Source organism: Paenibacillus sp. FSL R7-0189 (assembly GCF_037969925.1).
Taxonomy (GTDB): Bacteria; Bacillota; Bacilli; order Paenibacillales; family Paenibacillaceae; genus Paenibacillus_AQ; species Paenibacillus_AQ odorifer.
This window is the reverse complement of sequence record NZ_CP150223.1, coordinates 6,637,343-6,655,532: the sequence shown is the minus strand read 5'-3', so window position 1 is coordinate 6,655,532 and position 18,190 is coordinate 6,637,343. Positions and strand designations below refer to the sequence as shown.

The window sequence follows — 18,190 nt, the reverse complement described above, 5'->3', positions numbered from 1 at the left end:
TATTGAAATGGAGAACTCTAAGAACCAAATGTTAAAGCTTATAGATAATATGCTAAACGCAAATGTGCTTCAGCGGACGGATCTCAAACGGTTTACCGCAAAACTTGAGCATTCACCGGATGATCCCGAAATGCTGCGTCTGGAGCTTGAATCCTGGTATCGTGGGATGGGGGTAGATCAGATCATTGGCAGAAAATTCGAACTATCGCCTTGTCCTTTTACAAGCGAAGAGATTCGTTCATCGAGAGAAAATGGAGAAATTATTTTGTGCTTTCCCAAGGGAATTACACGGGAACAGATTGGTGAGCTTACAAGAATTTCAAGCTGGGCCTTAAAAGATCCACTTGTGACAGCCGCAACGGAGCAGGAAGATTGCTGGATTCGAACATCGGCTGCGCTGTCGCCTTCATTAATGAAACACACAGGGCTAGAGGTTGCACACTTAGTGGAAGACAGCGGGGATCTTAACTTTAGTTTGGAAAGGTATCTTCTTTTCGTGGCTAGAGTGAGATTCTTGACAGGTAATACCCCGGATTCGGAATACTGGATTTGGCTTCCAAGAGGGAGATACGACCGTTCGGGAATGTTAATTGCCGGTTTTGACCGAAATGGCTGCTTTAATGTGCATGGCTGGATGCCCCAATTCTCTGCCAGTTTTTTGGGTGCCAGATTTGGAACACTTCCCGGTTCCGCTGCCAAAGTCGGTTCTTCCATCGTCTCAGATTCAGACCTCAGTTTCACTAAAATTTAACAATGGAGGCCGAAATCAATGGCAGATCGTCAGAGTAAAAGAGTAGCCTGTGTTATTCCCCCGTTTTACCGGCTTATTGAGTCGAAAAACAATAGGATCAGTCCTGCTATGCATTACATAGCGGAGATATTGCATCGTAGGGGTCATGCAGTCACGTTAATTAATGGCGATAATGCTCCAGATGATCATGATTATACAGAGCGGTACAGTATGACTATGAACAGCTGGCTTATGCAGGAACGTTGTACTCGGGGGCATGAAAGCTTTGATATGGTCATAAATGAGCTAGAGCGCTTTCAGCCTGATTATGTGTTTATTGGTGTTGGCGATGTTCTGATGCCTACTGTCGAACTTGGAAGTACTCAGTCCTGTGCATACCTTGCAAAAGAGATAAAGAAGAGATGGGGAGATAAGGTTACCTGTATTGGTTATGGACATTTGCTTAAACATGCCAAGCTGAAGGACACGGCTGATTTGGATACGATCATTGTTGGAGAAGGCGAGGATCTTGCGGTTTCTGTAGTAGAGGGGAATGCAAGGGGAATGCTGCCTGTTAAATGGGCCCAGCAATTAAACGATCTTCCGATACTGACAGATTCATATTTAGCGCAGAAAAATAAGCCGGAAGACTGGGACTACATTATGTCTATGCGCGGGTGCCCCAAACGCTGTACATTCTGTTATCAGCCCTCGCTGCGCGGCTGCAATGTCTCCTTTATGTCTCCCGAACGTTTTGTTAGCGAAATCCGCTACCGCATTGAACGTATGCATGTATTTGGATTTTATTTCTCAGATATGATCTTTCTGCCGGGCTTAGGCAAACGCACTTCAGAAATGCTTAGATTGCTGATTGAACTAAAAGAGGAGTACCCTGAGTTTCACTGGTGGGCAGAGGCGCGCGTGGACATTTGTGTGAGACAGAATATCCTTGATAAGATGAAGCAGTCGGGGTGCGTGCATTTGAAATTTGGTGTGGAAATGGCCAACCAAAGGATGCTGCAAGTGGTGAATAAAGGAATTAGATTGACGGAAGTCGAGGAAGCTTTCCGCATGGCAGCGGAGGCGGGAATCAAACGGACAGCCTATATTTTGCTGGGATGCCCTGGATTCAATGACCAAGATTATATAGAGATGTTACCTTTTTTTAAAGCCTTAAAGGCTGATAATTATGTGATAAATATCAATGTTCCTTATGTTGGCACACAGCTATATGAACAGGTGAAGGAACAGCTTTTTGATTTTGGAATTTATAAAGATGGTGAAGAAAGCTACATGCATACTTCCTTGGTGATGCAAAAATTCTGGGGAATTTCTGATGAAACACGGGATAGTTTTTTTGCACTTCAAGGAGAGAAAGATGATGCAAAAGTAAGGAATTATAAGCGGAAAATTGTAGAGAAAGCTGCTTTTATAGAGAATGACGTGTTGTCCTTTCATGAATAGGATTCGCAAGTACTTATGAGCTGAAGGAGTAGCGATGAGCGATGGAGATTTTCGGGGTGAAGGTGGCTGAGCTAATATCTGAACCTGCGTTAGAAACATTAATGTGGCGCATCCCCCAACAAAAGAGAGAGCGGCTTAAACGCTTTAAAAGAGTGGAAGCGTTGCAGCATTCTCTTATTGCTGAATTGCTGGTTCGTGTAAGCTTAAATAAACGGTTAAAAGTGAACAACCGCGATATCGAGTTTGTTACAAATGTCTACGGAAAACCCTCCCTAAAAAAAAGGGGGGGTACTGTAGAGTTTAATATTTCGCATTCAGGAGAATGGGTGGTTTGCGCATTAGATGAATTGCCGATCGGTATTGACATTGAGCAGATTCAGCAAGCCGATCTTAATATTGCTAAGCGTTTTTTTTCGCAAGATGAATATGTCCAATTGACGGAATGTGAAGAGATGGGTCGGATGAGTCTTTTCTTTGACCTTTGGACACTTAAAGAAAGCTATATCAAAGCGATAGGGAAGGGATTATCTCTTCCATTGAACTCGTTTTCGTTTCGTTTAAACAACGGAATTCAATTGGAGAACCATGACGCAATCGGATTGTATCACTTTAAGCAGTATCATATTGATGAGAAATATAAATTAGCCGTATGTGCGCAAAACCCCTTATTTCCCGGGGAGGTTTCAGTGGTAAACCAATGCCAATTTCACCAGGATTGCATGCAACTATTGGATGCTTTTTAACGATCTAAGCCTAGGTGATATTGAACTTGTTACAGAGAAGCGGCTTATCTACAGATAAGTTGCTTTTTGTCTTGCACGTTTTCGCTTTATCTAGATTTGAAGTTTTCTGCCAAGGTGTTAATATTCCCTCATCGGTTATATGCATAAGCCATTGATTTGATGTAAAATGTCCATGAGTGATTAATGCTGGAGATTTGATCAAATATTGATGGAACAGGAAACTCGCATACGCGATGCAAGGAATCGTTCGAATCTGAAGATAACTATCGGAGGGACCAGAGATGGCTGAGCAAAAGATGATTGAAGTGCCGTTTCAGCAATGGGTAAACGATAAGGAGCTGTGGGTACAGCTTAATGATTTGATGATGCAGGAGAGTAAACTCCCAGGACCACGAGTGAATTTGGAGCTCTCAGACCATTTCGCCAAACAATTCGCGCATCCTAATCTAACAGATACAGGCTGGGAGCTGCTCGTCTCTTGGACTAATATTACTGAAGCTGAAGCTGGGGTGAATGATCCCCGTGAGTTTCTGCCGTTTTGTGCGATTAGGGCGTTCGGTGCTTATTACAGTTACGGTGGAGAAGAGCAGCAAGTAGTGATTCAAAACATCATTAAGACAGCTATGAATGACTCGCGATGGAGGGTACGTGAAGCATCTGCTATGGCGCTGCAAAGTATAGGGGAGGATGATTTCACCCTACTTAGACAGCTGATCGACATGTGGGAGAAAGGTGCGAACAGGCTTGAACAACGGGCTTTTGTAGCGGCATTAGCGCATCCTCCTCTTTTAAAAAAGAAAGAAAATACGCTATATTGTCTTCAGTTGGCTGCCCGAATCATGGAGAGTATAGATGGTGGGGGAGCGCAACATGAGGACGCTGAGCATTTTCGTGTATTATCTAAGGGACTTGAATACAGCTTGAGTGTATTTGTGGCGAATGAGCCTGAAGAAGGCTTTGTTATGCTGGAGAGATTTGCAAAGAGCCGAGATGCCCGAATCATTAAGATTGTGAAGAGTAATCTTGGCAAATCGCGTCTGAGTAAAAAATATGCTGCCCAGGTGGCTGAGATTCTAAAGGAATTCGATAACATAGGAAAAGATACTTAGGATACGAGTGCCATTTGGCAGTTGTATTTAATCATTTTTTTGTTTTTACTTATATTAGAATTAACAATTAAAGAAACAAAGAGAATTAAGATAATCAAAGAAAACCATTCTATGGATTGTTCGAATATTAAACTGTAAGTTATATTAATAAATTCAAAGACAACTGTTATTATTAAAAATATTGCCCAGCGATCTTTTTTCATGAAAATATACCATCCTAATCTATATGGAGAATATTGATAGATTTTAAGTTGTTCATATCCTCAAAAGTTTGACAAACGCATGAAATGTAACTATTATAGTTGCATCTGAATGATGTTTTGCAGCAAGGCAGAAGGAGAGATTTCTATGAATATTAGCACCCGATTTGCGGTAGCCATTCATATATTAACGTTGATTGACAGCAATAAAGAAGGCAAAAGCACTTCGGAGTGGATAGCTGGTAGCGTAAACACAAACCCTGTAGTTATCCGTCGGCTTACGAGTATGCTGCAAAAAGCAGGATTAGTAAATGCCCGCCCCGGAGTCGCAGGTGCTTCGCTTACACGTAGCGCATCCGAGATTACGCTGCTGCAGATTTATAAAGCAGTTAATGCGGTGGAAGAGGACTCGTTGTTTTCTGTCCATGAGCATCCTAATCCCGATTGTCCTGTTGGCAAGAATATAGCCAGTGCAATTGTACCTGTGTTCTCGCTCGCCCAAAAAGCAATGGAGAATGTTCTCCAGGAGGTTACATTGGAGCAGATTGTGAATGAAATGCCTGAATTATGATTACTCCATATCATAGCTTAGAAGGAAGGCCAGAACATGTGAAAACGTGATTCTGGTCTTTTTTTGCTTAATTAGGTTTATGGACAAAGAAGGGAAGTAAGAGGGAATATAGAATCTGTATTTAGAAGCCGGATTAAAGATAATATACATACATTGAGGGAGAGCTAAAGAATGTTAAAGAAATTACTGCCTATACTACTAATTATAGTAATGATTACCGGATGTAATGAATCAAGGGATACCACTAAATACGAGGATGCGAATTTTGGAATCACCTTTAACTATCCGGATCATTGGGTTGTAACTGAGAAGTATGGAGCGCCATTATGGTTGATAGTCTCTACGACTGATTATAAACCTGCTGAGGGACTTAAAGGTCCAGGAGTAATGCTCTTTGGATTTAAGCCTAAGGATATGGAGCTTGTCAACAAATGGCTCGGGGATGCCCAAACGAATTACAACAACGGGGCGGAGCTGACAAAAAGTAAAGCTAGTTTAGGCGGGTTAGAGTCCATAAAGTACGAAACTGAAGTATTCGAAGAGGAAGGGAGTAAAGGGAAAGCTATCTATTACGTTATTGAGGAACCGGAAATGTCATTTATGGTGCAGTTCCCTTACAGTGTGGATGAAGTACATAAAGAAGACATGAAGAGGATAGAGGATATTTTACAATCCATAAAGTTTACAAAAGATTAAGTGGGACTAGAACAAGATAGCTGGAATGGTGAAATGTACGGTATAAATGCCTTTGTAATGGGCTGTAGTAGCTGAAATGGTGAAATGTACGGTATAAATGCCGTTGAAATGTGCAGAAGTGGCTGGAATGGTGGAATGTACGGTATAAATGCCGTTGAAATGTGCTGAAGTGGCTGGAATGGTGGAATGTACGGTATAAATGCCGTTGAAATGGGCTGAAGTGGCTGGAATGGTGAAATGTACGGTATAAATGCCGTTGAAATGGGCTGAAGTAGCTGAAATGGTGAAATGTACGGTATAAATGCCGTTGAAATGTGCGGAAGTGGCTGGAATGGTGGAATGTACGGTATAAATGCCGTTGAAATGGGCTGAAGTGGCTGGAATGATTAAATGTACGGTATAAATGCCGTTGAAATGTGCTGAAGTGGCTGGAATGGTGGAATGTACGGTATAAATGCCGTTGAAATGGGCTGAAGTGGATGAAATGGTGAAATGTACGGTATAAATGCCGTAGAAATGGGCTGAAGTGGCTGGAATGATTAAATGTACGGTATAAATGCCGTAGAAATGGGCTGAAGTGGCTGAAATGATGAAATGTACGGTATAAATGCCGTTGAAATGGGCTGAAGTGGCTGGAATGGTGGAATGTACGGTATAAATGCCTCAGATTTGGCTGAAATCATCCAAAGTAGCAAAATGAGAAGCAAAAAAGCCCTATAAATGAGCCACAGTCGCTGATGCAGTACAATTAGAATTAGGATAAGTAACTTTTTTAAAGATCAATATATACGGAGGTTCTACAGTGGAGCAAATTGCAATAATCTCAGACATTCATGGAAATATACCGGCCCTTACGGCCGTTTTAGATGACATCCAGCAACGGGGAATCAGCAGAGTCTTTTGTTTAGGCGATATTGTTGGAAAAGGACCGAACTCAGATCTAGCCGTTGATATCATAAAAAAGAATTGTGAAATCAGTGTTATGGGGAACTGGGATGATTTAATGAATCAGGATGTTGATTTTGAGATGGCTCGGTGGTGCCGCGGGTTATTAGGTCAAGAACGTCTTGATTATTTAAGCACGTTGACGTTTTCGATTGAGTTTATGATAAGTGGTAAATTTGTGCGATTATTTCATGCTTCGCCACGAAGCCTGTATGAACGTGTTCAACCTTGGGATGATTATGAAAAGCGATTATCTTTGTTTGATTATTCTGATCTCTGCCAGGAGAAACGACAAGCGGATATCGTAGGTTACGGGGATATTCATAATGCTTTTATTCAACATCTAGAAGGCAAGACTTTATTTAATGTAGGCAGTGTGGGGAATCCGCTTGATTTAACCCAGGCATCTTATGTGATTATGGAGGGAGAATACATGGGAGGGTCAGCAGCTCCTTTAAATATGCAATTTGTAAGAGTGCCTTATGACATCGAGTTAGCCGTTCAACAGGCCGTTGAGGCAGATATGCCAGCTGCTGAGCCTTATATTCGTGAGCTTAGAACCGCGCAGTACAGGGGAAGTGTCCGGGGATAATAAAGGAAAGGATAATAAAGGAAACAAAAAATCAAACTGCAACCTTAATCCAAGCCATCAAAAAGTAATGGAGGGAACAAATTGAAGCTTAGTCACGTATTTGAGCAATTCCCTACTTTGGAATCCGAGCAATTATTACTGAAAAAGATTGAAGTCAGCAACCTTAATGAGGTATTTGGGATATATAGCAATGATCAAGTGTTTGAGTACTGTGGGATTATTCCGAAACATAATAAAGATACAGTCAAGAATATGATCGGCCATTTCGAACGTGATTTTACCAAAGGGGTGAGAGTGAAATGGGGGATTTTCCTCAAAAATAACCCTTACATACTGCTAGGTATCATCGAAGTTATGGATTTTAATCAAAAGGTGGATATGGTGACGATCGGTTACTTTTTGGCGGAACCTTATTGGGGCAAAGGGATTGCAGCTCAGGCCATTCAGTTAGTGGTGAAATATTTATTTGAGACTGCAGAAGTCAATCGAATTCAAGCTGAGGTTATGCCCTTTAATGAACGATCGAAGCGGGTGCTTTTGAAAAATGGCTTTACGAAAGAAGGCACGTTAAGGCAGGCGCATGTATGGTCAGGTAAAGGGCTGGTGGATCTGGAGATTTACAGCATTTTGGCAGAGGAATATTTTGCAAGCATCGGTAAGCCAAGAGTAAGCAATAGGATGTAATCCTGGTGAAAGAAGGGGAAAACATGGGCACTATCGTAGTTATTGGCGGGGGAGAGTTAATCGAGCTTGAAACGCTGGAAATTGATCGTGAAGTTGTGCAGCTAACTCAAAAGGCTAAGCCGAAGGCGTTATTTATTCCAACAGCCAGTAGTGATGCGCCGGGGTATTGTGATACTTTTAGCAAAGTATATGGCGATATTCTCGGATGTGAAACAAGTCACTTATTGCTTGTGAGCCAAACCTACACTCAGGATGAGATTACAGATTTAATTACAGCTGCTGATTTGATTTATGTTGGTGGAGGCAATACCCGAAAGATGCTGGAGATTTGGAAAAATACAGGGGTAGATACGCTTTTGAAAGAAGCTTATTCCTCTGGAACCGTATTGGCCGGGCTTAGCGCAGGTTCCATCTGTTGGTTTGAATATGGGCATAGTGACTCTGAAGCGTTCGACGACCAGGGGGAATGGCAGTATATCAAGCTTGCAGCCATGGGGATTCTGCCGGGCATTCATTGTCCGCATTATAATGAGGATATTCGGGTTGAAGATTTTACACGCATGGTTAAAGGTGGAGGTCTGCCGGGAATCGCGGTGGATAACAATTGTGCAATCATCTATAAAGATAATGAATATAAAGTGATGTCGACCAGAGAAGTAGCTAAAGCCTACCGTGTGATTGACTCCGAGCAAGGTGTTGTCGTAACGGAAATAGAAGAACATCCAAACTACAGACCTCTTTATGAACTGTATGGCGCGTTATGATTATTTTTGAAAAGCAAGAGATCAGACTGAGAACACTTGAGTTAAACGATGCCGCATTACTTGTGAAATGGCTCTCAGATCCCGTTGTACTGGAGTTCTATGAAGGCCGTGATCGCCCGCATGATTTGGAGCTGGTGAGGGAGCATTTTTACGACGAGCAAGCAGAAGTCACGCGGTGTATAGTGCAATACAAGGAGCGGGATATAGGTTATCTCCAGTTCTATCTTATAGATGATGAAGAATTAGAAGTGTACGGCTACGTGGGATTCAAAGGTCAAATCTTTGGGATGGACCAGTTCATTGGCGAGCCTGTTTTATGGAATCAAGGAATTGGTTCACGGCTCATTAAAGAAACGGTTAAGTATCTTATCGAAATAAAACAAGCGGACAAAATTGTCATGGACCCGCAAGCCTGGAATAAGAGAGCCCTTAGAGTATATGAGAAGATTGGCTTTGTGAAGAAGAAATACCTTGAACAGCACGAGCAACATGAAGGAGAGCTAAGAGATTGTTGGTTGATTGAATACACGAAGCAGGCGAGACAATAAATATCTTTTTAACAATCGGATAAGGAAGGTGCACTTATTAAACTACTGTTTGTCTGCAGCCAGAATCGCTGGCGGAGTCTAACTGCGGAGAAGATCTTTCAAGGAATTGATGGTCATGAAGTGAGATCTGCAGGGACTGAAGATCATGCCAGAATCAAAATTTCTGAAGGGCATTTGGGTTGGGCGGATGTGATTTTTGTGATGGAGAAGAAACATGTTCGAAGAATTCAAGATAAATTTAGAGGTTGTGTAATTGGCAAAAAAATAATTTGCCTGAACATAGCTGATGACTATAAGTATATGGATGAAGATTTGATCGGCCTTCTGGAATCCAGTGTATCCGAATATTTTCTGGAATGGAGCAACAAAAATGAGAATTAGAACAGAAACTGTGGCAGACTATAATGGAGTATTTCAAGTGAATGTTAAGGCTTTTGGTGATCGGGAAGATGAAGCGCGGTTGGTCGAAAACATTAGAAATTCGCAGGGGTTTATCCCGGAGCTCTCGATTGTAGCGGAAAAGGATAATGAGATTGTAGGACATCTACTGTTAAGTAAGGCTGTAGTTCAAGATGGGGAGAAGTTATCTGATGTGATTGCGTTAGCCCCATTAGCTGTTCTGCCGAACGTTCAGAAGCAAGGAATCGGCAAGGCGCTGATCCAAGAAGGGTTAGAAAGATGTAGAACGCTTGGATATGAGCTTGTTTTTTTGATCGGGCATCCCGAATATTACCCAAGATTCGGATTTCAACCCGCAGGGCCACATGGGCTCGAGTTGAAGCAGTTTGAGGTACCGGAGAGAGTCTTTATGGTCTGTGAGCTGAAGGAAGGCGTATTGCAGAGGATTAAGGGAGAGTTGAAATACCCGGAAACCTTTTTTTGAATTACTTCTTATATGTTCTTGTGAATCATGTTTGGCTGTGAACCAGTCGACATGATTTTTTTATAGGTAATTGACAAACATATAGAAGGTAACTATACTAAAGATAGTTAATTTGTAACTATAACAGTTACAGCGCGATTAGGAGGAATTTATAATGAAGACTAAAACAATACTTCAACCAGACACTCAGATCGGTCTGGTGCAGATTAGAGTAAGCAATTTGGAGCGTTCGCTCACCTTTTATCAGAATGTTGTGGGATTAAGCGTTTTACGGCAGACTGGCCGCGAAGTTGAAATGACCGCTGACGGTCAGAATGTGTTATTGATTTTGCGGGAGATTGAAAATGCGCGGGTGATCCGTCCTAATTCTGTGGCTGGGTTGTATCATTTTGCTATCCTTGTTCCAGATCGTCCCAGCCTTGGATTGGTTGTGCGTAATTTGATCTCTTCGGGGATTGAGGTGGGGCAGGGCGATCATCTGGTCAGTGAAGCACTGTATATTCAGGACCCAGACAATAATGGGATTGAAATTTATCGAGATCGACCTAAGAGTGAATGGAAATATGATGCGGAAGGGCATGTAATGATGTCCACTGATCCAGTGGATGTAGATGGACTACTGGCAGCTTCTGAAGGTTTATCATGGAACGGGCTGCCAGCAGGAACAGTGATAGGGCATGTACACTTTCATGTGGGGAATTTAAATAAGGCGAAAGCCTTCTACGTCGATTTGCTTGGTTTTGAACTAACAGCCAATTATGGAAGTGCTGCTATGTTTATCTCTGCTGGTGGCTATCATCACCATATCGGGCTGAATGTTTGGGCCGGACAGGGCGCACCTGCGGCTCCAGCTGATACTGTAGGGATTGATTATTTTACCTTAATTCTTGCGAATGAAGAGGAACGTAACGCTGTGGTGGAGCGAGTTCGGCAGGCTGGTTACGCAGTTACAGAAGTGAATGGAAATCCTACATTCCAAGATCCATGGAACATTGGAATCAGACTTGTTTTAGAAAGATAAATCTATATCCATTTTCGTCCATTTATTTTATAATATTGGAAATAGGTGGGCGGAAGGGTGAAGTTTGTTGGAAGCATTCAAAATGGCGTATATAATTCTCTGTCATAAAAATCCGGAGCAGATCAATATGCTAATCGATAGTTTAACTAACGAGTCCGTAGAGTTTTTCCTGCATGTCGATCAGAAAAGTAATATTGAGGCTGATATTATTCATCGTAACGATATTCATTTTGTGGAAAAGCCTATTGATGTGCAGTGGGGGCATTACAGCCAGATTGAATGCATTTTGAAGTGCTTTTCGCTGATCAAAGAACATGGGGATTTCAATTATATTCACATCTTAAGCGGTCAGGATCTGCCTCTAGCTTCAAATGAAGTGATTCTAGATTTCTTTAAGATGAATGAGGGTAAGGAATTTGTGAAGTATTTGCAGCTGCCTAATGCAGCGGAAACTTGGGGATGTTACGAGCGGGTCTCAGTTTATTATCCTAGGTTCCTCATCTCAAGGACCCGGCGTATGACAGCGATCAGAATGAGGTACATTAAACTAATTATGAGCGTTCCGTTTCTGCAAAGAAAATTAGGTGCTTTGCCGAAAGGTTTATATAAAGGCTCGAACTGGATGTCAATTACAGGTGAATGTATGGAATACATCTTGGATTTTACAAAAAGCTCTCCGGAATACGTCAGATTTTTTAGGAACACTTTATGTGGAGATGAAATCTTTTTCCATACGATAATTTTGAATAGCGTTTATAAGATGCATGTACTGAATGAAATTAAGCGGTATACAGATTGGGAAACAGGACCGGATTATCCTAGAACACTAACGATAGAAGACTATGATCGGATCACTCAACGGGGCACGGAATGCTTTTGGGGGAGAAAATTTGATCTCGATATCGATAGAACCATCGTTCAGGAGCTTCTTGATATAAATACTAAAGCGAAAACATCGTAAACTCAGGAGGACAATCATATGAAAATCGCAGTTGTTGGAGCAAGTGGAAAAGCTGGAAGTCGAATTACGCAGGAAGCGTTGGATAGAGGTCATGAAGTTACAGCGATTGTACGGGATGCATCTAAAGTAACAAATAGGAAAGCGAATGTCATCGAAAAGGATGTATTTGCGCTTACCACTGAAGATTTGCAGGGGTTCGACGTGGTTGTGAATGCTTTTGGTGCGCCGTTTGGACAAGAACATCTGCATGTGGATGCCGGGAATGTGCTTATTGAAGCTTTGAAGGCTTCACCCGATACAAGATTGATTGTAGTTGGCGGTGCAGGAAGTCTTTATGTAGATGAAGCCAAAACGCTTAAAGTAGCGGATACGAATGACTTTCCTGACTTTATTAAGCCAACAGCGACGAATCAAGCTAAGAATTTGGAGATACTACAAGGAACAGATTCACTCTCTTGGACCTTTGTTAGTCCATCTGCTAATTTTGCCATTGGCACAAGAACGGGCTCTTATGTAAAAGGTAAGGATAATCTTCTGGTGAACTCCAAAGGTGAGAGTTATGTCAGCTACGAAGACTATGCCGTTGCTATTGTTGATGAAATCGAACAGCCGCAGCATATTCGTGAACGGTTTACGGTGGGTTCAGAGTCTTAAGTGATAATTAAGAATAGCGATCATATATGAAAAAAGAAGACAGAGCCGGATTTCAGGCTCTGTCTTCTTTTGTACAATTACAGCTTTCCTTTTCCTTCTGCTAGTTCAGCAATACGTCTGTTTGCATCTCCGCGGTAGCGTCCGCCGTGATAACAAATGACCGTATCGATCTCATACTCAGAGAACTTGGTCAGAGAGGACAAAGCCAGCTCCATGTCAGGTGTGGCGGAAGGAGTGGGACCCTGTAGCTCGCCATTCTGAACGGTCAAGGCATCGGCAGCAATAAGTGTACGGCTATCATGATGGTAAAGACTGAGATGCCCAGGGCTATGGCCTGGGGTATGGATCACCGTAATTCCACCGGCAAAAGGTAACTTTTCTCCATCCACAAGTGTTTGATCCACTTTTCCTTTAGGAGGATGGGCTAATACAGAGAGGAAGGCACGCCGCCACTCCTCAGGTACATGAGCTGGGATCATAGCCGCTGCCACCGCTAATGCTTCGGGAGTGTGCTTAAGGAGCATTCGCTCTCCTTGAATATAGGGCTGCTCAATTTCATGAGCCAGAACAGTAAGCTCTAGATCTTCTTCAGCCAATAGGGCAGGGAGGCAACCAATATGGTCTAAATCCTGATGCGTGATAATAAGGGTGCGGAGCTTCTGCCAAGGCACATCCGCTTCTTTTAGAGCCTCTTTGAAATTAGAGAGTAGACCCGGGAATCCGGTATCGACGAGTACGGCGGCATGTCCATCCCAGAGTAGCGTGGGGTAAATCGTGTCTTTTCCACCCATAACCTGCGCTGTAATCTCGAGCATTTCTATTCCTTGAGCAATGTACATAATATCCCTCCGTGATTGATAATAAGAGCGACGCCGTGAGGCTAATGCATATATTACTCAAAACTAGAAACGAACACAATAGGTAAATATTTTATTATAACACAAATAAATATTTATGTCAATATATATCTGATGGAATTTTTGTGGAATTTGTAGGGGATTTTATTATTGAGAATCTTTTGCTAGATTTTGCCCTTGCCTAAAGCTTTGCGATATAATAATCAAATAAAAAAAGGGAGTTGATGTGGTTTGGAGACATTTCTTGTTGTACTCGTCCTACTTGGGCTTATCGCAATATCCAACATCATAAACCGATTCATTCCCTTCGTGCCGATACCCTTAATACAAATTGGCTTGGGTGTAGTGGTCGTACTACTGCCTTTGGGAATACATATGTCACTGGAGCCAGAGTTGTTTTTCGTGTTATTTATTGCGCCGCTTTTGTTCAATGACGGAAAGCGAACACCAAGAAATGAGTTATGGAACCTGCGGGCTCCAATCTTAATGCTGGCACTAGGCTTGGTATTTGCTACAGTGCTTATCGCTGGATATTCCATTAACTGGATGATCCCCACCATTCCACTCGCAGCTGCTTTTGCGCTGGCAGCGATCTTATCGCCGACAGATGCTGTGGCGGTAAGCGCAATCGCTGGGAGAGTACATCTTCCCAAGAGTATTCATCGTATTCTAGAGGGTGAATCATTGATGAATGATGCCTCTGGTCTTGTTGCGTTTAACTTCGCTATTGCAGCAGCTGTTACAGGCATATTTTCTTTGCCGAAAGCCTCCATTAGCTTTGTGATTATTGCTCTAGGTGGACTAATTGTCGGAGCAATACTCGCGTTCCTCCTGATTCGGTTCAGCGTATTTATTCGCAGACTGGGGATGGAGGACATCACAGTGCATGTGCTGCTGCAAATCCTGACTCCTTTCATTGTGTATCTGATTAGTGAAGAAATAGGGGTATCCGGTATTTTAGCTGTGGTTGCAGCAGGCATAATTCATGCTGTCGAGAAGGACCGTGCAGTTTCGCCACAGTATAAGCTACAGCTGGTGTCCGCCAGCACATGGTCTGTGCTGCTCTACATCTTGAATGGCTTGGTCTTCCTTATTCTCGGGTTGTCGATTCCAGATGTTATTGAAGTGATCTACCGGGATACAGCTGTGGACAATCTTATGGTGATTGGTTATGTATTAGCGATAACGTTGCTGCTTTTTGTGCTGCGTTTTATATGGGTGTATGTGTTCTCCCTGGCTGGCGCCGGCCTGCAAAAAATGGAAAAGTCGTCTATTAAGTCTATGCTAATCCTGACAATTTCAGGAGTGCGAGGCGCGGTTACTTTAGCCGGTGCCTTCTCGATTCCTTTTGTGTTAGGGGATGGCTCACCTTTTCCTGAACGTGATCTAATTATCTTTATCGCTGCGGGTGTGATTCTGATGTCACTGCTGATCGCTAGTATCTTTTTACCAATTCTCGCAGGTAAAGAAGAGCCGGTTGCTGAACCGGATGATACTGAGGTTGAGCAGGCGGCCAAATCTAAGGTTGTTGCCGCCGGGATAACCTTGCTTCAAAGTATGATGACAGAAGAGAGCAAGGAATCTGCATTGCCAGCTTTGAGTGAGTTTAAAGAAAAAGTTTATAGTCTTAACCGCGAAGATCAGGCGAATGACCCCGCATTGGAGAACTTCCGCCGACTTGGGGTTGAAGCAAGGATTGTGGGTCTGCATGCCGAACGCAAAGAGCTGAGCCAATTGCTGGCCAACAATGAGATTCCTGCCTCAGTGGCGCTGAAGATGGAAGAATTCTTGGATCATAGTGAAGTCTTTCTAGCCAGAAGTCTAAACTCTCAGATCAGAATCTCCATTACAGAGATTAGACGGCTGTTTGCGGGGATGTTCTCTGGCCAGAATGAAGGGGAAGCTAGTCAACTGATGCTGCAACAGGCTGAGTGTGCCAGAAAAGCTAAGATCTCTATGTCCCATGCAGCGATTGCTGCTATTAATGCAAGTAAGAATGAGAACAACCGTAAAGCAGCTGAGAAGGTCGCAGACAGTTACGAGAAGCTGATCTCACGCCTCCAGCAGGGACAAGGCTGGACTAAAGATGGTCTTGTTGATGATCAAAAGCTGGAATTGAAACTGAAAGCTATTCAGGAGCAACGGGATAAGGTCCAGCAAATGTACCAGGATGGAACCATTAACCGCAAGCTAGCCGGTAAATTACGCAAGTTCGTCGATCATTTGGAAACATCCATTTGGGAGGATTAGCTGTGTTGAACAAAGTAATGGGAGAAAGTTTGTTATTCACTGAAATTCGCGAAGAGCATCTGTCGGATGTACTCGATATTTATAACTATTACGTGCTGAACACTACGGTTTCTTTTCATACCGAGCCTTTAAGTTTGGACGAAATGCGGCAATCAGTGATGAATGATGATCCGCGGTTCAAATCATACGTTATATTATCCTGGGACAATGTTATTCAGGGCTATGTTCTGATTGCTAGACATAAAAATAAGCCGGCTTATGATAGCTCTGGGGAGATTAGTGTGTATTTGAAACCGGCTTGTGTGGGTAAAAGAATAGGACAGCATGCCTTACGCTTTATTGAAGAGAGAGCTGCCGAACTGGATTTCCATGTGTTAGTAGCTACCGTTTGCGCAGAGAATGAACGCAGTCGCCAGCTTTTCTCAAAGAATGGATATGAACAATGCGCCTACTTCAAGGAGATTGGCTGTAAATTTGGTCGAAGACTGGATATCGCCAGCTATCAGAAAATCTTAGGGGGAACTCAAATATGAAACTTGCGGAAGCATTAGTGAACCGAAGTGATCTTACTCGTAAAATCGCGCAGCTAAAGCAGCGGCTCGATCGGGTCGTTAAGGTGCAGGAAGGGGAAGAACCGGCAGAACAGCCGGAGGCTCTTTTGCGTGAGCTGGAAATAGCTGTTAACGAGCAGACGATTTTGATTCGAGCAATTAATCGAACGAATTCATCTGTGGCCTTCAATGAGAAGTGGAGTATTGCTGATGCCCTAGCCGAACGGGATAAAATGCTTCAGCTGCGGAAGCTTTTTAGCGATTTGCTTGAGCAAGCATCGATCACTCAGGATCGGTACAGCCGCTCTGAGGTTCGTTTCCAGAGAACGGTGGATGTCGCCCAGATTCAGAAGCAGATTGATGAGCTGTCTAAGTCTTATCGGGAGTTGGATTTTAAAATTCAGGAGAAAAACTGGACGGTAGACTTACTTACACCGTAATAAGCTAAGCTTTATCACAGCAGAAGGTAACTGATCTTCATAAAGGCGAGCGCAACCCGCCAACAGGGAAAGTTGGACAAATTGACAGATGCCGGGCCAAATCTGACCAAATCATAACTTAGCCCCGTACTGTAACAACTGTAAAGAGTACCTATTAATGTAACTACCAAGCGCTGATTTATGCAAGAACGGTGAGGGCGGGGACGGGGATATTTTTGCTGTGGTTAGGCTTTTACATAACATGAAGTGGCTCTATTAGGATAGGTATATTCGTCATACATAATGTGAAATAATGTCGAATAAAGTTGAAAAAAGATGAATAAAATTTGCATTATCGTCCTGTTTTGCCTATCTTATCGCTCGTTATCTTGTATAATTTACGAATACGCACGAGGACTTCCTAAACCGCTGGTCTATTCGTATGTTGATTGTACAGGATGAGAGAGTGATTCATTGGCCGAGAAGGTTTAGTGGCCCTTGTCTCTTCAAACATTCTACTATTCCTTTCATGAAAGAGAGAAGTGACAAGTGACCATGAAATCAATTGCCTGGGTAACCGACAGTACATGTACAATCGATCCTGAGTTCGCCAAGAACAACCATGTGTATATTGTTCCTTTACGTCTGATTATTAACAACGAGTGTTATAAAGAAAATATAGATATTACGATCGATGAGTTCTATGAGAAAATGCGTCAGCATGATCAAGTAGGCAGCTCACAGCCGCCAATCGGTGAGTTTATCGAGTTATACGAACGGTTGAAGGAAGAATATGATGAGATTATTGCTGTGCATCTTTCGACAGGGCTTAGCGGAACATACAATGCTTCCATGCAAGGTGCTGAAATAGCGGAAGCTAATGTCATTGGAATTGATTCTAAGGTTGGCGCTTATCCGATTCGGGAAATGATCACGCGAGGTATTCATTGGCACAAGATGGGCTTTACTGGCCTAGAGATTAAAGAAAAGATAGAGAATATCATTCAAAATATGTCCTTCTACTTAATTCCTGCAAGCTTGTCCCAGCTTCACCGTAGTGGGCGTGTTTCTGGTACACAAGTAGTGCTTAGTCAATTATTGCGGATAAATTTGCTGCTGCGTTTTGACGAGGGTAAGGTCATTGTTGTGGAAAAAATCCGTACGATGAAGAAGACGAAGCAGGCGCTGTTAGATATCTTTAAACAGGATGCTGGACTTGTTAGCGATGTGTGCATCATGCATTCCAATAATTTAGAAATGGCGCTGAAGTTAGAAGAAGACATCAAAGAAATGGCGCCTGATTTACGTACGGAGATTATGACATACATTCCTGCCGTGGCTGTTCATGCGGGTGAAGGTACCGTAGGACTTTCTTGGATTAAAAATAACAGGATCAATAGTATTTATTCGGAGGTTGAACCTGTAGCAGTACTTGTGTAGATAGGACAGTAAACAAAGAAATCGCTTCTTGGAAGAGGGTTGGATGATCCTCATTATACCAAGAGACGATTTCTTTTTTTTTGAATCTATGAGATGACGTTGTAAGAA

General features: G+C 42.7%; 20 protein-coding genes and 1 pseudogene. 19 read left to right on the top strand and 2 right to left on the bottom strand.

Features of this window, described 5'->3' with window-relative positions:
* Positions 1-7: 7 nt before the first annotated feature.
* From MKY63_RS29440 to MKY63_RS29425, 4 genes and pseudogenes are all read left to right on the top strand, one after another.
* Complete coding sequence (locus MKY63_RS29440; RefSeq protein WP_339810804.1) at positions 8-751, top strand: hypothetical protein; 744 nt, start codon at positions 8-10, stop codon at positions 749-751.
* 18 nt (positions 752-769) lie between these two features.
* The gene (locus MKY63_RS29435) at positions 770-2,194 is read left to right on the top strand and encodes a radical SAM protein (RefSeq protein WP_076105502.1); all 1,425 of its coding nucleotides are present in this window, start codon (positions 770-772) and stop codon (positions 2,192-2,194) included.
* 41 nt (positions 2,195-2,235) lie between these two features.
* A pseudogene (locus MKY63_RS29430) lies at positions 2,236-2,793 on the top strand (4'-phosphopantetheinyl transferase superfamily protein); the annotation flags it as partial.
* Positions 2,794-3,218: 425 nt separating this feature from the next.
* Positions 3,219-4,046 (top strand): hypothetical protein, encoded by an 828-nt coding sequence (locus MKY63_RS29425; RefSeq protein WP_339810802.1) that lies wholly within the window; start codon positions 3,219-3,221, stop codon positions 4,044-4,046.
* On the opposite strand, the gene MKY63_RS29420 is transcribed toward MKY63_RS29425, so the two are convergent.
* Positions 4,043-4,249: a hypothetical protein gene (locus MKY63_RS29420; protein ID WP_076147195.1), complete on the bottom strand. Its 207-nt coding sequence runs from the start codon at positions 4,247-4,249 to the stop codon at positions 4,043-4,045. The two genes, MKY63_RS29425 and MKY63_RS29420, sit on opposite strands and share 4 nt — an antisense overlap.
* Positions 4,250-4,394: 145 nt before the next feature.
* Between MKY63_RS29420 and MKY63_RS29415 the strand changes: the two genes are divergently transcribed.
* The 11 genes from MKY63_RS29415 to MKY63_RS29365 all read left to right on the top strand — a co-directional run bounded on the left by MKY63_RS29415 (position 4,395) and on the right by MKY63_RS29365 (position 12,565).
* Positions 4,395-4,817, top strand: a complete 423-nt coding sequence (locus MKY63_RS29415) for an Rrf2 family transcriptional regulator (protein ID WP_076100677.1) — start codon at positions 4,395-4,397, stop codon at positions 4,815-4,817.
* 171 nt (positions 4,818-4,988) lie between these two features.
* Positions 4,989-5,513 (top strand): hypothetical protein, encoded by a 525-nt coding sequence (locus MKY63_RS29410; RefSeq protein WP_076272864.1) that lies wholly within the window; start codon positions 4,989-4,991, stop codon positions 5,511-5,513.
* Positions 5,514-6,315: 802 nt separating this feature from the next.
* On the top strand, positions 6,316-7,050 hold the full coding sequence (locus tag MKY63_RS29405; protein WP_076105504.1) for a metallophosphoesterase family protein: 735 nt from the start codon (positions 6,316-6,318) through the stop codon (positions 7,048-7,050).
* An 81-nt stretch (positions 7,051-7,131) separates the two neighbouring features.
* Entirely contained in the window at positions 7,132-7,734 is a 603-nt protein-coding gene (locus tag MKY63_RS29400; RefSeq protein ID WP_051491425.1) for a GNAT family protein, read from the top strand.
* Positions 7,735-7,757: 23 nt separating this feature from the next.
* Positions 7,758-8,498, top strand: a complete 741-nt coding sequence (locus tag MKY63_RS29395) for a peptidase E (RefSeq protein ID WP_076141733.1) — start codon at positions 7,758-7,760, stop codon at positions 8,496-8,498.
* Positions 8,495-9,046: a GNAT family N-acetyltransferase gene (locus MKY63_RS29390; protein ID WP_036685956.1), complete on the top strand. Its 552-nt coding sequence runs from the start codon at positions 8,495-8,497 to the stop codon at positions 9,044-9,046. Before MKY63_RS29395 ends, MKY63_RS29390 begins: the two co-directional genes overlap by 4 nt.
* Positions 9,047-9,082: 36 nt before the next feature.
* A complete protein-coding gene (locus MKY63_RS29385; RefSeq protein ID WP_076100670.1) occupies positions 9,083-9,427 on the top strand; it encodes a protein tyrosine phosphatase in 345 nt (114 codons plus the stop codon).
* The gene (locus tag MKY63_RS29380) at positions 9,417-9,929 is read left to right on the top strand and encodes an N-acetyltransferase (protein ID WP_036685959.1); all 513 of its coding nucleotides are present in this window, start codon (positions 9,417-9,419) and stop codon (positions 9,927-9,929) included. The genes MKY63_RS29385 and MKY63_RS29380 overlap by 11 nt, the downstream gene beginning before the upstream one ends.
* Before the next feature lie 154 nt (positions 9,930-10,083).
* Complete coding sequence (locus MKY63_RS29375; RefSeq protein ID WP_036685961.1) at positions 10,084-10,950, top strand: VOC family protein; 867 nt, start codon at positions 10,084-10,086, stop codon at positions 10,948-10,950.
* Positions 10,951-11,032: 82 nt separating this feature from the next.
* Positions 11,033-11,911, top strand: a complete 879-nt coding sequence (locus tag MKY63_RS29370) for a beta-1,6-N-acetylglucosaminyltransferase (protein WP_036686534.1) — start codon at positions 11,033-11,035, stop codon at positions 11,909-11,911.
* A gap of 18 nt (positions 11,912-11,929) precedes the next feature.
* Entirely contained in the window at positions 11,930-12,565 is a 636-nt protein-coding gene (locus MKY63_RS29365) for an NAD(P)-dependent oxidoreductase (RefSeq protein ID WP_036685963.1), read from the top strand.
* A gap of 77 nt (positions 12,566-12,642) precedes the next feature.
* Here the strand turns inward: MKY63_RS29365 and MKY63_RS29360 are convergent, their stop codons facing one another.
* Entirely contained in the window at positions 12,643-13,404 is a 762-nt protein-coding gene (locus MKY63_RS29360) for an MBL fold metallo-hydrolase (RefSeq protein ID WP_036685965.1), read from the bottom strand.
* Positions 13,405-13,653: 249 nt separating this feature from the next.
* On the opposite strand from MKY63_RS29360, the gene MKY63_RS29355 reads away from it, so the two are divergent.
* The 4 genes from MKY63_RS29355 to MKY63_RS29340 all read left to right on the top strand — a co-directional run bounded on the left by MKY63_RS29355 (position 13,654) and on the right by MKY63_RS29340 (position 18,082).
* Complete coding sequence (locus tag MKY63_RS29355; RefSeq protein ID WP_339810794.1) at positions 13,654-15,672, top strand: Na+/H+ antiporter; 2,019 nt, start codon at positions 13,654-13,656, stop codon at positions 15,670-15,672.
* A gap of 2 nt (positions 15,673-15,674) precedes the next feature.
* On the top strand, positions 15,675-16,205 hold the full coding sequence (locus MKY63_RS29350; protein WP_249267734.1) for a GNAT family N-acetyltransferase: 531 nt from the start codon (positions 15,675-15,677) through the stop codon (positions 16,203-16,205).
* Entirely contained in the window at positions 16,202-16,663 is a 462-nt protein-coding gene (locus MKY63_RS29345; protein WP_038570144.1) for a DIP1984 family protein, read from the top strand. Before MKY63_RS29350 ends, MKY63_RS29345 begins: the two co-directional genes overlap by 4 nt.
* Before the next feature lie 534 nt (positions 16,664-17,197).
* Positions 17,198-18,082 (top strand): DegV family protein, encoded by an 885-nt coding sequence (locus MKY63_RS29340; RefSeq protein ID WP_076274934.1) that lies wholly within the window; start codon positions 17,198-17,200, stop codon positions 18,080-18,082.
* Positions 18,083-18,190: the final 108 nt, after the last annotated feature.